This is a genomic window from Agrobacterium bohemicum (genome assembly GCF_002896715.1).
In the GTDB taxonomy this organism is placed as follows: domain Bacteria; phylum Pseudomonadota; class Alphaproteobacteria; order Rhizobiales; family Rhizobiaceae; genus Agrobacterium; species Agrobacterium bohemicum.
Map to the genome: position 1 here is coordinate 63,243 of NZ_PGEL01000021.1, position 14,634 is coordinate 77,876.

Genomic DNA, 14,634 nt, shown 5'->3' on the forward strand with positions numbered 1-14,634 from the left:
CATGTTTCTCACCCGCATTTCCATCGATAACCCGGTTTTTGCCACCATGATGATGGTGGTTCTGGTGGTGATCGGCGCGTTCTCGTATGATCGGCTTGGGGTTGATCAGTTTCCAAATGTCGATGTCCCAGTTGTCGTCGTCACCACCACTTACCCTGGCGCCACACCCGAAGCTGTCGAGATGGACGTAACCAAGCCGATCGAGGAGGCGCTCAACACGATCAGCGGTATCGAGGACGTAACCTCAACATCCTACGAAGGTCGATCCGTCGTTGTGGCGAGTTTTCAACTCGAGGTGCAAAGCCCGGTCGCGGCGCAAGACGTCCGTGACAAGGTCGCAGCCCTTGACGCAGANTTTCCGGAAGAGGCCGACAAGCCCATCGTCTCGCGCTTCAATCCGTTGGACGAGCCGATCCTCTCGATTGCCGTCACGTCCGCAACCCTGGGCGTGCCCGAATTGACCAATCTTGTTCAGGACCGCGTGCTCCGCGAGCTCGCGACCGTGTCGGGAGTTGGGCAGGCAACACTGGTTGGCGGCCAGAAAGAGCAGATCGATATTCAAATCGACGAAACGCGGTTGACCGCTCTTGGTGTAGGCGCCGACGACGTGATCGAGGCAATCAGGAGCAGCAACAGGAACCGGCCAGCCGGAAGCATCATCAGCGACCTCTCCGAACGCACTATTCAGATCCAGGGTCGGATCTCGGAGCCCAAGGAATTACTTGATCTGATGATTGACCGCCGCGGTGGGTTCCCTGTTTACCTTTCGGACGTGGCCTCGTTAAGAACCCGCCCGGCGGATATGGAAAGTCGGGCCATGTACGATGGCGAGACGGCGTTGGCGATTGACCTCGTCAAGATTGATGACGAAAACACAGTGCAGGTGGTAAGCGAGTTGCGCAAACGGCTTGACCAGCTCACCGTCGTTTTGGCTCCGAAGAATGTGCAGTTTCAAATCATCAANGATGCATCCAGACCCATCCTGGAGTCGCTCGGTGACGTGCAATCGACCTTGATCGAAGGGGCGGCGCTGGCAGTCGCCATCGTCTTTCTCTTTCTCAATTCCTGGCGAAGCACAGTCATCACCGCGCTGACATTGCCGATCTCGATGATTGGCACACTCGCTGTCATCGATTTCCTGGGNTTTACCCTCAACATGCTCAGTTTGCTTGCCCTGACGCTTTCGATCGGCATCCTGGTCGATGACGCCATTGTCGTCCGTGAGAATATTACTCGTCACCTGCGCATGGGTAAGTCGCANTTTCAGGCGGCACTCGATGGCACAGCCGAAATCGGGCTTGCCGTCTTGGCGACAACAGCGGCAATTGCTGCCGTCTTCCTTCCGGTTGCCTTCATGGACGGCATGGTCGGTCGCTTCTTCTATGAGTTTGGCGTTACCGTCTCCGCAGCCGTTATGATTTCGCTGTTCGTGGCGTTTACGCTCGACCCCATGCTTTCCAGCATATGGCATGACCCAGACGCAGAGCCTAATGCGGTTCGCGGCCCGATTGGCCGTACCATCGCGCGGTTCGATAACGGCTTTGAGGTGATTGTCGCGATCTACGGGAAGATGATCCGCTGGACGCTGCGCTACCGCCTGGTCACGCTCTTGCTCACAACAGCAGTGTTCATTGCCAGCATTTTCATGGTTCCACTTGTGGGCGTCGAGTTTGTTTCAACTTCGGACGAGGGACAGTTTCAGATCAATATAGCCGCTCCAGCGGGCTCATCACTGGATTACACCACCGCAAAACTTCGACAGGTTGAAGCCGCTTTGCGTGAATTTCCCGAGGTGGCCTCCACCTATTCAACGATCAACACGGGCGGCAATCCTGGCAAACACAACGCGACATTGCTTCTCAGTCTTGTACCTCAACAAGAACGCCAACGAACTCCCGTGATGCTGGCTAACCCGATCCGCAAGCGCCTTTCGGTGATCCCCGGGATCAACATCGCCATCATCCAAGCAGGTCTCGGTGGTGGTGCAAGCCCCATCCAACTGAGCTTGCTCGGCGATGATCGGGCGGTGTTGGAAAAAGCCGCAGCGGAGCTGATTACGGACATGCACCGGATCCCAGGAGTGGTGGACATCAATTCAAGCGCCAGCGATCGAAAACTGCTTTTCTCGGTACGGCTGAAGCGCGAGCAAGCCGGCGACCTTGGTGTCGGCATTCGCGAGCTTTCCGCGATGCTCTCGCCATTCGTCAATGGCGAAGAGGTCGGAACCTGGTCCGATCCGCTGGGTCAAACTTACGATTTGGTGGTTCGACTTCCCGTGAATCAACGAGACAGCGTCTCCGCTATCCGCAATTTTATGATCAAATTGCCCAATACCGGCCACAGCAAAAGTCCACGGATGGTGAGGCTCGGCCAGATTGCTGACATCGATCTGGTTCCGGCTGCATCAGAGATCCGTCGCCTGGACCAATTACGTGAAGTTCTGATCTCCGCCGATGTATCGGGTCGTGCCATNGGTGACGTCACGGCCGATCTCGAGGCCACCATATCCAAGCAGGAACTTCCGGCGGGATACCGGATCAAGTTTGGAGGAGACGCTGAAGACGTCGAGAAAGCAACTACGAGCCTGCTTAAGGCCCTGGTCATGGCAGTGATCTTCATCTACGTCGTACTTGCGTCGCAGTTCGGAAGTTTCTTGCAACCGCTTGCCATCATGGCGGCGCTTCCTCTGTCGCTGGTCGGTGTGTTGATCGGATTGCTGCTGGCTGAAAGCACCATCAACATGTTCTCGATGATCGGCTTTATCATGTTGATGGGTCTCGTCACGAAAAACGGCATCTTGCTGGTCGACTTCGCCAATCAGGAGCGCAGACGGGGACTTTCCGTTGTGGAGGCTTTAGCAAATGCCGGTGCCGTGCGCTTTCGCCCGATCGTGATGACAACGCTGGCGATGATCTTCGGGATGATCCCGCTTGCCCTGGCAACTTCCGGGGCCGGCGCACAGAGGGCTCCCATGGCACATGCGGTTATCGGTGGGCTTATAAGCTCCACAGTTCTCAGTCTGATCGTTATCCCGGTGATCATTTCCTGCATCGACAGCTTGATTCGGAAAGTGAAGGGCCCGCCTCGCATCGTTGCGCCCCAAAACCATCCGCAACCGGCGAGGTAGGACAATGTCAATAAACTGCAAAGCGATTAAGCGCATTGTCGGCCGCCTGCTCTTTTCCGCGTTTCTCGTCGCTGCGCTGTTCGGGGGCCCGATTATTCTCCTGATAATAGTATCGCGCCGCTTCATTCAGTAGCTCGCCCTCAGCGGTTCCACGTGCTGAAGCGGCGTCGGTTGGCCAATCTTGTAATGCAGCCGCAATGCTTCTCTCCCAGTGTCCAAGGCAGTCGCCATCGGCGANTTTTGCGTAGCTGACAACAGGAGATATCCCAGGTGTTCAAAGACAATCATCTTCCCCCCATGCCGAAACGACGCGCNGCGTCGACGCAGGTTCTCTTTAATCTTCAGAGTGGATCAATCGTCAGGCTCTTGGTCATGACGACAGCTTTGGTGTCTTTGATGCTCCCCGCAACCACCTGGGCTGCTGATTTCGTTATGGAGGAAGCCCCAGTCACGCCGCCGGAACAGTTTGACAAGGAGCGGTTCGGCGGCGTACGCGGCAAATTGCACGACTGGAAGGTCACAGTGGGTGTCGGTGCGGTTTATCTTCCCGAATATGAAGGCTCCGATGAATTCGAGATCCAGCCCTTTCCGATCGTGTCAGCCCAATTCGGCGACCGCGTCCATCTGGGCATTGACGGACTTGTGGTCGACTTGTGGGAACACAACGGCTTCGGCGTAGCCGCCAAAGGCGGGGTCGAGATGGGGCGAAAGGAAGACGATTCCGATTATCTTCGCGGCCTCGGCGACGTTAATATGGGCGGCGTTGTTGGCGCGCTGCTCACCTATGAAACCGGACCGTTCGAAGTATATGCCTCACTCGACAAGACACTCGGTGGTAGCGAAGGCCTGACCGGTACCGTTGGAGCAAAGGCATCGTATCAGTACGAACGCTTTGTTTTTTCGGCGGATGTATCCGGCACCTGGGCCGACAGCAAGCATATGGAGTCCTANTTTGCTGTGAACTCGGCACAGTCTGCACGCTCTGGCTTGAGAGAGTACGAGGCAGGCGCAGGCTTTAAACGCGTCGATCTAAAAGGATCGGTAACGTACAAATGGACGGAAAACTGGATGGTCACGGGCGCAGCGGGTGCAGGTTTCCTTCTTGGAGACGCCAAAGACAGTCCGATTGTGAAAGATGACATTCAACCCTTCGCGATGCTCGGCGTTGGGTACCAGTTCTAAAAACTGATCGTGGCATCGCGGCCTGTTCTCTTGTCGCGATGCGTCCTCGGTCTCGCAGATCAAAGTGATTTACTCAATTTAACCTTCTTAGCGCCACGAAATATGAGACCCACGCGGTCGAGCGTGAGTTCGTTGGTGAATGGGGAAGCCATCTGCACCAGGAGGGAAAATCACAGTGTGACCCTTCCAACCGCAAGACACAAACTGTGTGAATCGGTCATTTGTTAATGCCATGCTTCNTTTGACTTCGATGCCAAGAGTCTACGNAAAAATACATTGTAACGTCAAATGTCGTGCCCCACCTTAACGCCATAACTGCATAAACATTGAAACAGCTCCGTCACCAGCTTCTTCCTTTCATAGCAATATTGAGAGGCTCGAATGGAGCGGCAACGGTCCGGCACTGACGAGAGCGGTAAGCAATCTTGTTGGCAATGGAATAAATCACCGCGATGGCAAAAGAATGATTGTCCTATCGATGTGAGCAGATGGTGCAGTGGCTGTGGCCGATCAGGGACCGGGAATGGCTGATGATCAAACAGGAATTGGCTTTCGAACCCTTTTACCGCGTTACCCTGGGGAGCCACGGCGCGGGGCTCGGTCTGTGTCTTGTCAAGCAGATTGTTACAAATCACAGCGGGCATGTCAGCTTACAAAGTAGCCTGCGTGGCACGAAGTCGACAGTTCAGCTTTGAAGCAGCGAACCTATTTCGTCCCACCCTTGCGAGCATCCAAGCTCCGGCCGATTCTCATAGGTGCTATCNTTTGACAGGTCTTTGTAATGTTGCGGCAATCCTCCACTGCAACTGTCCTCCCAAATTTATCGGAGGCTAACAAAGTGCACAGCAATCTTCTTTCCTTCCGTCCCTTAGACAAGGATCCACTCAAGCGTTTATTTTCGGTCCTGTTCGTGAGCATGGCGATTGCTGCCTCGGGGTGTACCACAATGCCCATGAAGGAAAGTGGAACGCTTACCTCGTACAGCAATCTTGGCGTAGCCAAAGATAAACTGGGGAAGAAGCGCCGATTTTACGTAGACGGCCAACAACTGGCCCAGGTTAAGACGGTGCGGATTGTCCCGACGAGTTTTACGTTCATCGCTGCATCCAAGGTCAAAACTGATGCCAACCGGGCGCTAGTTTCCAACGCACTTGACCGGGCATTGTGCGTCGCCCTTAGCGACAAATATCAAATTGTTCCCACTAACCAACCAGCGGATTTGACGATACGCTCTGTGGTCACGGACATCGTGCCAACGAACAAAGATATGGCCGCGGCTGCGACGGTCGTCAGCGTTGGTGGCGGTTTTGCGCTTCCCGACAATATCCCGCTTGTTGGCATCCCTCGCATACCATTCGGTCTCGGCGGCCTTGCCGTTGAGGCGGAAGCTGTCGATAACCTAAATGTACAGCGCGCGGCGATGATGTGGGCGCGCGGAGCGAACTTCTTGCAGGACAAGCCGCGTTATTCCGAGGTGGGCGACGCCTACAATCAGGCATCGAAGTTTGCCGCCGACNTTTCGNAAATATTGATCGTCGGTAGGGAACCCAAAATGCTCGACGCGTCGATCCCTTCGAGGCATCGAGTACAATCCTGGTTGGGTGGAAAGCCGAAATACGCCGCGTGTGAAGCTTTTGGTCGTTCGCCCGGTGTGCAAGGCGCTGTTGCGACAAAGTTCGGGCTACCGCCACAGTGGACCGACAAGAAGCCAAAGTCGGGCGTAACTCCGTGACCTCGCGCATTTGACGTGAGACGATGGTTCATCGCGAGGCGCGCTCGATTGTCGGCCACCATGGGCAAGCATGCGAGCCTTCTTTCTGCTGACGCCTCCGCCTTCACTGATACTCAACAATGCTCACTTGCAGTACAGCGATCCAATTCTGCACGGGCGTCAGACGCGGTGCATTCTCGGTCTCAGCTTAGANTTTGCAAAAATGCCAGTTCGGCCTGATTTAAAGAAACCTTGGCCGCGCTGGTATTCATGAAAGGTGCGTCAGCGTGAATTTTCTAGCTAATCATCGAACGACCAGAGCGTACGTCTCGCGAGAGTTGAGGTCGGAGCCTGCGGGACGTCCTGGCACTCTGCCCTCGGCAAGATCTCTTTTTAATGTGCGTCCCCGGTGTTGACGGTGCCCGGNTTTTTTAGGAACAACGACGCTGCCAAAGCAAGAACCAGCGCCGCGCCTAGAAGAAAAAAACTGTCGCTGAAAGCCATGATGTCCGCTTGCTGCCGGATGAGCCGACCAATAACGATTAGTGCCTTTTGGCTGGCCACAGCTGCGTCGCTGATGCCACGACCGAGAAAGTAGTTGGTAAGAGAACCTATGCGCCGCCGGGTCTCCGGATCGAGGACCGATACTGATTGATTGATCACATTCGAATGGTAATGCTCGCGCTTCGTCAGGAACGTCTGCAGCACGGCGATACCGATGGCACCACCGAGATTCCGCATCATATTGAACAGGGCCGAGGCTGATCCGGCATTCTCCGGTTCGATCCCAGCCATGGCCACGGCCGAGAGCGGAGCGAAGCACAAGGCTTGACCGATGGCGCGTAGAACGTTGGGAATCAACAGTTGATCGGCAGAATAGTCGGCACTCATGTTGATACCGAGTAGATTCCCGCTTGCCAACAGCCCGAGGCCGACCCCAATCAGGAGACGGGCATCGAACCATCTGAGCAGACGCGGGACCAATGGGATTAGAAACAATTGCGGCAAGCCAATCCAGGCGAGCACAAAACCGATCTGCTCAGGATTGTAGCCCTGAATGCGCCCCAGATATTGGGGCAACAGAAACACGAGGCCGTATAGCGCTATACCCNAAAGAAAACTCGCGGCCATTCCAAAACCAAAGTTGCGCCGAAGGACAAGACGCAGGTCGAGAAGCGGGCGCTTGGTGGACAGCTCTATCCACACGAATAGAATGAGAGAGAGGGCAGCGACCACCGAAAGCCGGGTGATGAAAGGAGAACCGAACCAATCCTCCTTGTTGCCCTCCTCAAGCACCGTTTGGAGTGTACCCAGACCTATCGACAATGTTCCGATTCCGAGCCAGTCGCCCTGCTTGATGAGGTGCAGTTGCATGGGTCGGGAGTCGAGCGAGAACCAGAGCATTGCAACCATGGCGGCTCCGGGAACAAGGTTCACGTAGAAGATATATTGCCACCCCCAGTTTTCCGTCAGGTAGCCGCCGATTGTGGGGCCGATAGCGGGTGCAAATATTGCCGAGATCGCGAACATTGCCATTCCGATCGGCTGCTTCGATTTCGGCAGCAGCGTGATGATGATGGTGAACGACATCGGAATCAGGACGCCTCCAGCAAAGCCTTGGAGCGCTCGCAACACGATCATCTGCCCGAGGTTCTGTGCCAGTGCGCAGCCAGCGGAGAACACGAGGAAAAGCACCGCGTTGACAAGCAGATATCGGCGCATCGNAAAAACACGCGACAACCAGCCTGTCAGCGGAATAACGATGATCTCGGCGACTAGGTAGGCCGTCGAGATCCAGCCTCCTTCGTCCGTTCCCGNCCCAATCGCACCCTGAACGGTGGCGAGCGATGCATTGACAATCTGAATGTTCAGCACAGCCATGAACGCGCCGAGCGTTGATCCGATCACCGCAACCCAGATACGCAGTCCGGTCGCCTTTTCACGGGTGGAACCTTTATCCATTGTCTCGCTCTGATTACTGTTGACACGCATGATTAGCTTCCGCTTCTGGTGTCGATACTGGCCTCGAGCGACATGCCAGGGCGCAGAGTGCCTTCATGCCCGACGAAGTCGTCAACGCGGATCCGGACGGGGATGCGCTGTACGATCTTGGTGAAATTTCCCGTCGCGTTATCGGGGGGCAAAAGCGCGAACTCCTGGCCGCTCGCTGGTGCGATACTATCGACATGGCCTCGAAGGGTCATGCCAGACAGCATGTCGACTTCAAGGTCGACTGGCTGTCCCTCTCTCACGTCGCGGAGTTGAGTTTCCTTGTAGTTTGCGACGATATAGACGCTTGCAAGCGGCACCACGGCCATGAGTTGCGTGCCCGCTTGGACGTATTGACCAACCCTCAGCGTGCGGTTGCCGACGGTGCCGTCTAGTGGCGCAACGATCAACGTATAGGTGAGGTTTAGGGCTGCTTGCCGTTCGATGGCTTGGCTGTGAACGAGGGCGGCTCGCGCCTGATCAACGTCAGCCTTCAGCAGATCGACCTGCTTGCGCGCAGTTATCAATACGGCACTATCGCGTTCGAGTGTCGCGCGGCTCACGGCACGGCGAGTTTCTGCCTGTTGTGCGTTTTGGACGCTGCCCGAGTTGGAGGCCGCCAAGGTAGAGTATCGCTTGGCATCCTGCTCGGCGAAAGCCGCATTGGCCTCGTCGATTGAAACGGCGGCCTGCGCGGCTTCAATCACTGACTTTTGCGAGTAGAGCAAAGCCTTTTTGCTGGCCAGTGCAGCCGACGCTCCGGCTACGTTGGCTTTCGCCTGATCAAGAGCGACTTGGTAGTCGCGATCGTCTATCCGAGCAAGCGTTTGTCCTGATTTTATCTGCTCGTTGTCGCCGACGACGACCGCCGAAATGTATCCGGAAATCCTCGGAGCAACGATCGTGGCGTCGGCCTTCACATAGGCATTGTCCGTGGAGACGATGTACTGGCCATGAGTAATGTATCGATTAAGGTAATAGGCGGTGGCGACCCCGCCAGCAAGCACGATCATTCCCAGAATCAGCGTCCTGACGCTGCGGGACGAACGAGTTCGTACAGGCGTCTTAACAATGGGGCCGGCGTCCATATTATATCCTCGCAAGTTTGACCCGCTCAGCCTAGGACGTTGTAGAAAGAATGATAATCCTGCGATATATGGAAATATTATAAACATCGAGATTATAATGATGGACCGACTGACGAGTATGGGAATCTTCGTGAAGGTGGTCGATGCGGATGGCTTTACTGCCGCCGCACGACGCCTCAATACGTCGGTCACGATGGTGAGCAAACACGTGCAAGCGCTTGAAGAGCATCTTGGCGTGCGTCTGCTCAATCGTACCACCCGCAGCATAGGCCTGACGGAGGCCGGAAGGGCCTATTACGAACGATGCAACAGCATCCTCGCCGAGATTGACGATGCAGATCGCGCCGCAGGTGCTTTGCACTCGACGCCTATGGGCACGCTAAGGCTCTACACCAACTACCAGATTGGAGGATTTCTTGCCCCGGCCATCAGCGAATATTTGAGCCGTTACCCATCGGCGAAGGTGGACGTGACGGGCGGTGACCGGATGATTGACCTGGTTGAAGAAGGGTATGACTTGGCAGTCCGCACCATGCGGCCGCCGGAATCGACATTGATCGTTCGTAATCTACTCGCCTTTCGCCACATTCTTTGTGCATCACCAGCGTATTTGGAAAGTTGCCCGCCGCTTGAGACGCTGGACGATCTAACTCGGCACAACTGTGGTCGATATTCTTTCTATCCTCATGGTGACAAATGGCATTTCTTCGGGCCTGACGGAGTACCGACGTCGCTCAGGGTTTCAGGTAATCTGGTGAGCAATGTCCCGGACACTCTGCTGGCGATGGCGCGCAACGGTCAGGGAATCTGCTTGATGCTAAGTTTCCAGGTCGCCGACGACATCGAGGCGGGACGACTGGTTGAAATACTTCCGGACTGGAGACCCGTGGAATTTACGATCAACGCCATCTATCCACATCGTCACAAGCTGTCGAGTAAGGTGAGAACATTCATCGATCTGATGGGCGAACACTTCGCGCGGCATCGCGATTGGCTCGACCTGACGGCGGTCATCCCTACGGACATTACGAGCAATCAGATACCTAAGAAGAACTGAGCGGCGTCAGTCACTGGCACGCGTCTGCATGCAATGAACGCGACTGCCCGCCACGCTCACCGGAACCGCAGAACAAGTTCCAGGGCATCAGGGAAGTTCCGGCTTTCGGCGAACACCCGGCCGCAGCCACTTCAAGGGGGTGTCGGCGGCACAGNTTTCAATTAGATCCGATCGTTGGGCAAGAAGTAAGAGTGTTGGGCCTTTTGGCGGCGCCTTCTTTATGAAATATCTATCAAGACGGCAAGTGTGTTTGGCGGACTGATGTTCAACAGAAACAGAGACTTCGGTGGCATCACCTGCCAGAAAGTGGACGATTGTCGAACCAGCGGGTAAACAAGCACTGATAGGCGAACGTTTCGAGAGTGGGCAACATCAGCGCAGCGGTGAGGCACCAACGGATTGCCCCAANGGTGCAATCTCCAGCTGTCCGAGCTATAGGAGCCGAAATCAGATGCGCAGCGACGACGGCCTCAGTAGCGAGGCGGCCGAGCAGTTAGAACCGATCACCATGACACGGGCGCCGACCTAACCCGGCGCCCTATTTGTTGCTTTACTTATCCGCTCGAAACAGAAGCTGAAGTCCTAAAGCTGACGAAATCGTTCAGCGGTTAGGCTCATGCAGTGCGAGCAACAGCTTGCGTTTTGCCGGGCCCCGTTTGGATAAAACTTGCAGCAATTATGCCCATTAGCACACATGCGCCGATGAACACCCAGCCCAGCGAGTAGTCTTTGCCGGCCTCGTTGACAACGACCAATGCCGCAAATATTTTTGCACTGAATGCGGCAACTGTGTAGGCGGCACCGTTCACGAACCCCATAGCCTTTCCATACACTTCAGGCGTGAAAATTTCCGCAGGTACAGCAAGGAAGGGCCCCCATGCCATGTTGCCGAAGAACCCCATGCCGCAGAGGCAGAAGGCCAGCATTCCTGGATGAGCCTCGTTGAGAGTGGCAAGCAAAAAGACAAACGGTGCGAGGCCGATGAAGCAGGTTAGGATCATAATCCTGCGATTGCCGCTGAAAACTTTGTCGGAAAGATACGAGGATGAGAAACTTCCGACTGCACCGGCACCAAAGTAAAGCGCGCTCCACAGTCCCATCTCCTGAAGCTTAAAATGAAAAACGTCGGAGAGGTAGAGCGGTATCCACGTCAAAGCTCCGTAGAGTGTGATCTGCATGACGATATCCACGAAGATCACCGCCACGTAGCTTCTATTTTTGAACAGGTCCAAGAACTTGATGTCGTGCTTTTCAAGGATTTGCTTCTGAGCGTCTCCGTAAGAACCTTCTCGGATATCGCCTCGTTCAATCTCGTCGCGGTAGGCGTATTCCAAATCTGCTGGCGTCGCCTTTTTATAGTGCTCAGGTCTGTCAAAAACCAAGAGCGCAATCATGACGAGGGGAACAACCCCGAATGCCGCGGTCACATAGAAAACAATTCGCCAGTCGCCAGCCGCATGTGCGAACTGCGTTGCGAAAACGCTTGCCCATGCAGGCGTCAAAATCCATGCCCATGAGAGAAGTGCTTGAGCACGGGCCCGTCCCTCTTTATTGAACCATCGCATGAGGATTCGCGCTGAAGGCACATATTCGGTTCCCACAAGAGCGCCAAACAATGCCATTCGGNAAAAATACTCATCTCTCGATTGAATGTGTGCCATCCACGCCGTCATCACTGACCAGGCGATAACCGAGAAAATCAAAATGCGCTTGGCCCCAAACTTGTCGGTTAAAATTCCGGAGAGATATTGCGACGGGCCATNAAACNAAAGCATCAAAAATGCTCCCGTCCCAAGATCACTTACCGAGAGACCCACGTCATGAGCGATAACGGGGTTCAGGACGTTCGTTTTAACCCGGTCCAAGTACTGTATACTGTAGGCTGCGAATAGAGTGATCGCGATCACCCAGCGGTAAGGTATTGACTTCATTTTCTTCCTCCACAATTGCAAACACGGGTCTTCGTTGTCCAAGAGCTACCGGGACGAAGATTCCATTGAATTTTTTGAGACCGAGAGCTGTGCGAACCGGTATCGTTGGCTTTAGAGCGCGCTGCCGAGCCGAGCCATTTCTGCGCGAACCTCCTCGCCAGTGATACTGGNAAAGGATCTGCCATCTTCGATCGACATGACGGCGGCGGTAGCAGCGGCGTTCCCATATTCAAAACACTGTGCAGTAACTCGTGCCGAGGCGAGAGCCTCATGCTCGGCACTCAACGAACGACCCGCTACTATGATGNTTTCGCCATGCTCAGGTACGAGGGCGCCATAGGGTACCTCATAGTAATCGTCTAACAGCCAATGAAGCTTGGGCTTATCTCCGCTATGGAGCTCGATTGGCCATGGCACGCGACAAATGCCGTCAGGTCGTTTACGACATGTGAGCACATCATCGTTGCGGAGCGTGTCTCTGCCGACGATCGAGCGAGTTTGTCGTATGCCCGCCTCGACACCCGTATCTACAACGAAGCTGTTTTCGCAACCAGGGATAGCTTCGGCAAGAAACCGTGCATACTCTCTTACCTGACGACGTCCTTCAATCTCGGCTTCGGTGAAATCCGCCGGATCAATAACGTTCAACATGCGTCCATCTCGTCCAGACAGTCGGGTGGCATTCACCATCAGTTCGCCAGGTCGCGTGGTTGGAAAGATCCAGATTTTATTGCGTGGAAGGATGTATTTCCCGCTTTGGTGTGCGGAAGAAATAGCATCGATGACCTTTGGTGGGCATATAGTGTCCTCCCCCCAAAATGCGGAGAACGCGTCCATGTCCACATTTCCCAGCCTAAAAAACATGGTTGGGTTTTGAATGCGGCCATCATCGCCGAAGGTGTATGAATGACCGGCCCGTGCAACAACTGCCGCATCGCCTGAAGCGTCAATAATACGTTTGGCGCGAATTACGGTACGACCTGCATTTGACTCGGCGATAATTCCAAGAAAGGTCTCGCCTTTCATGATTACGCCAGTGACTACGGTGTGGAAGAGGACCTTGACTCCGGCTGCTTCCAGAAACTGGTCGGCAGTCTCGCGCCACATCAGAGGATCATGTGTCACTGTATAAGTTTTGCCGTAGATTTGGGGGGACGTTAAACCGCCACGCTCAGCCAATGCTTTCTTGAAGCGCTCGGCAAAGCCAAAGACAACTTGCTCAGGGCGGTCGCTATTCTCGCTTGCCATGTAGAGCCCACAAATCGTCCCAGACATGCCGGCCACGGCNGCGCCGCCGCNAAAGCCATATCGCTCGACGAGCACTACCGANTTTCCTTTTTCTGCCGCCACGGTCGCCGCTGCAACTCCCGCCGCGCCACCTCCGACCACCAGGACATCGACGTCCGCGAGTTGCGGCAGGTCTATGCTCGAGTCGGCAGTGCACTCGANTTTCCATCCTTCAAACACGTACACATTCTCCCTCTGAGATACTCAGTTGTCGATCAATTGCATGTCAGGATAAACTCTCACTTTTTGTTTGTCCAGCGTGGCCAGGGCATTTTAGTCGGACCAGCCGGTTGTGGTCGTGAGATGGAGCAAGAATGCCGAATCTGTTACGTCCATAACAACCTAATCGCGACGTGAATCCGGAGAAGTGAATGACGAATGACATCAGCAAAGCGGACCACGCTTATGATCTACTTGAGCGGATGATCACATTTCAGGAGATTAAGCCCGGGAGTATGGTGTCAGAAGGCACTCTCATGGAGTTGACCGCTCTGGGTCGGCATCCTGTCAGGTCTGCACTGCAGCGCCTGTCATGGGAGAGGATGGTCGAGGTTCACCCGCGACGAGGTATTATTGTCCCGCCCATATCAGTTGAAGCTCAATTTAAGCTGTTGGCCGTGCGTCGGACGGTGGAGGAACTCGCCGTGAAATGGGCCTGCCTTCGGGCCACGCCGGTGCAAAAACAGGCTATGTCGGCTCTTTCAGTTGAGCTGGAGCGGTTAACTGGGGCCGGGGACATGATCGCTTTCGGTGGCCAATTAAAGCAAGTCCATAAAATCATCGTCGAGGCGGCGCAAAATGAATACCTTCAGCTCTCAATGGCCCCATTGCAGGGTTTGTCGAGACGGTTTTGGTTTGCCAACATCAATGATCCTGACGTGGAGCTAAAACGAGCTTCGACTCTTCATCGGACAACGCTTCTCGCTGTGGCGGCCGGTGACGAGGAAGCTGCAGTTACAGCTTCCTTGGCACTCAACGATTACCTGACTGACTTCACATATAAGACCTTGAGAACCAACGTTGCTTTGTAGTTTTCCACTGGGTCTTCGGAGTATCATCGCTTTCCCATCCGGGACTTCGGGTCGCCAAACCGTCCGAGTTACCTTCAGATCTTTCGCGACACAACGGTCGTCGAATGAATTCGGGTCCGATGTAAGTGAAAAAGAAAACTGGCACGAACGCGATTCAAGATTGCCGATGATTAGGTTAGCNGGGGGGGGGGCACATTGCGCCCGGTCGGCCCTTTTTCTGGCCCTCTCATG

10 protein-coding genes are annotated in these 14,634 nt (G+C 54.8%); 6 read left to right on the forward strand and 4 right to left on the reverse strand.

Annotated features, from left to right (window positions below):
- The first annotated feature begins 1 nt into the window (after nt 1).
- The 4 genes from CUC55_RS06685 to CUC55_RS06700 all read left to right on the forward strand — a co-directional run bounded on the left by CUC55_RS06685 (nt 2) and on the right by CUC55_RS06700 (nt 6,041).
- Entirely contained in the window at nt 2–3,127 is a 3,126-nt protein-coding gene (locus CUC55_RS06685) for an efflux RND transporter permease subunit (protein ID WP_103087350.1), read from the forward strand.
- Nucleotides 3,128–3,559: 432 nt separating this feature from the next.
- On the forward strand, nt 3,560–4,309 hold the full coding sequence (locus CUC55_RS06690) for a MipA/OmpV family protein (protein ID WP_103087449.1): 750 nt from the start codon (nt 3,560–3,562) through the stop codon (nt 4,307–4,309).
- Between the two features lie 530 nt (nt 4,310–4,839).
- Nucleotides 4,840–5,004 (forward strand): ATP-binding protein, encoded by a 165-nt coding sequence (locus tag CUC55_RS23585; protein ID WP_157940927.1) that lies wholly within the window; start codon nt 4,840–4,842, stop codon nt 5,002–5,004.
- 221 nt (nt 5,005–5,225) lie between these two features.
- Nucleotides 5,226–6,041: a DUF3313 domain-containing protein gene (locus CUC55_RS06700; RefSeq protein ID WP_245417712.1), complete on the forward strand. Its 816-nt coding sequence runs from the start codon at nt 5,226–5,228 to the stop codon at nt 6,039–6,041.
- A gap of 372 nt (nt 6,042–6,413) precedes the next feature.
- On the opposite strand, the gene CUC55_RS06705 is transcribed toward CUC55_RS06700, so the two are convergent.
- Both CUC55_RS06705 and CUC55_RS06710 read right to left on the reverse strand, forming a co-directional pair.
- The gene (locus CUC55_RS06705) at nt 6,414–7,982 is read right to left on the reverse strand and encodes an MDR family MFS transporter (RefSeq protein WP_245417713.1); all 1,569 of its coding nucleotides are present in this window, start codon (nt 7,980–7,982) and stop codon (nt 6,414–6,416) included.
- 32 nt (nt 7,983–8,014) lie between these two features.
- Nucleotides 8,015–9,097: an HlyD family secretion protein gene (locus CUC55_RS06710; protein ID WP_067650077.1), complete on the reverse strand. Its 1,083-nt coding sequence runs from the start codon at nt 9,095–9,097 to the stop codon at nt 8,015–8,017.
- Between the two features lie 100 nt (nt 9,098–9,197).
- Here CUC55_RS06710 and CUC55_RS06715 point away from each other — a divergent pair, with 100 nt between their 5' ends.
- Nucleotides 9,198–10,154 carry a LysR family transcriptional regulator gene (locus CUC55_RS06715; protein WP_067650680.1) on the forward strand — a complete coding sequence of 319 codons (957 nt, stop codon included), beginning with the start codon at nt 9,198–9,200 and terminating at the stop codon, nt 10,152–10,154.
- A gap of 614 nt (nt 10,155–10,768) precedes the next feature.
- Here CUC55_RS06715 and CUC55_RS06720 read toward each other — a convergent pair.
- Complete coding sequence (locus CUC55_RS06720; protein WP_103087353.1) at nt 10,769–12,085, reverse strand: MFS transporter; 1,317 nt, start codon at nt 12,083–12,085, stop codon at nt 10,769–10,771.
- A gap of 111 nt (nt 12,086–12,196) precedes the next feature.
- Nucleotides 12,197–13,558 (reverse strand): FAD-dependent oxidoreductase, encoded by a 1,362-nt coding sequence (locus tag CUC55_RS06725; protein WP_210200664.1) that lies wholly within the window; start codon nt 13,556–13,558, stop codon nt 12,197–12,199.
- Nucleotides 13,559–13,743: 185 nt separating this feature from the next.
- On the opposite strand from CUC55_RS06725, the gene CUC55_RS06730 reads away from it, so the two are divergent.
- The gene (locus CUC55_RS06730) at nt 13,744–14,403 is read left to right on the forward strand and encodes a GntR family transcriptional regulator (protein ID WP_067650083.1); all 660 of its coding nucleotides are present in this window, start codon (nt 13,744–13,746) and stop codon (nt 14,401–14,403) included.
- Nucleotides 14,404–14,634 lie beyond the last annotated feature (231 nt).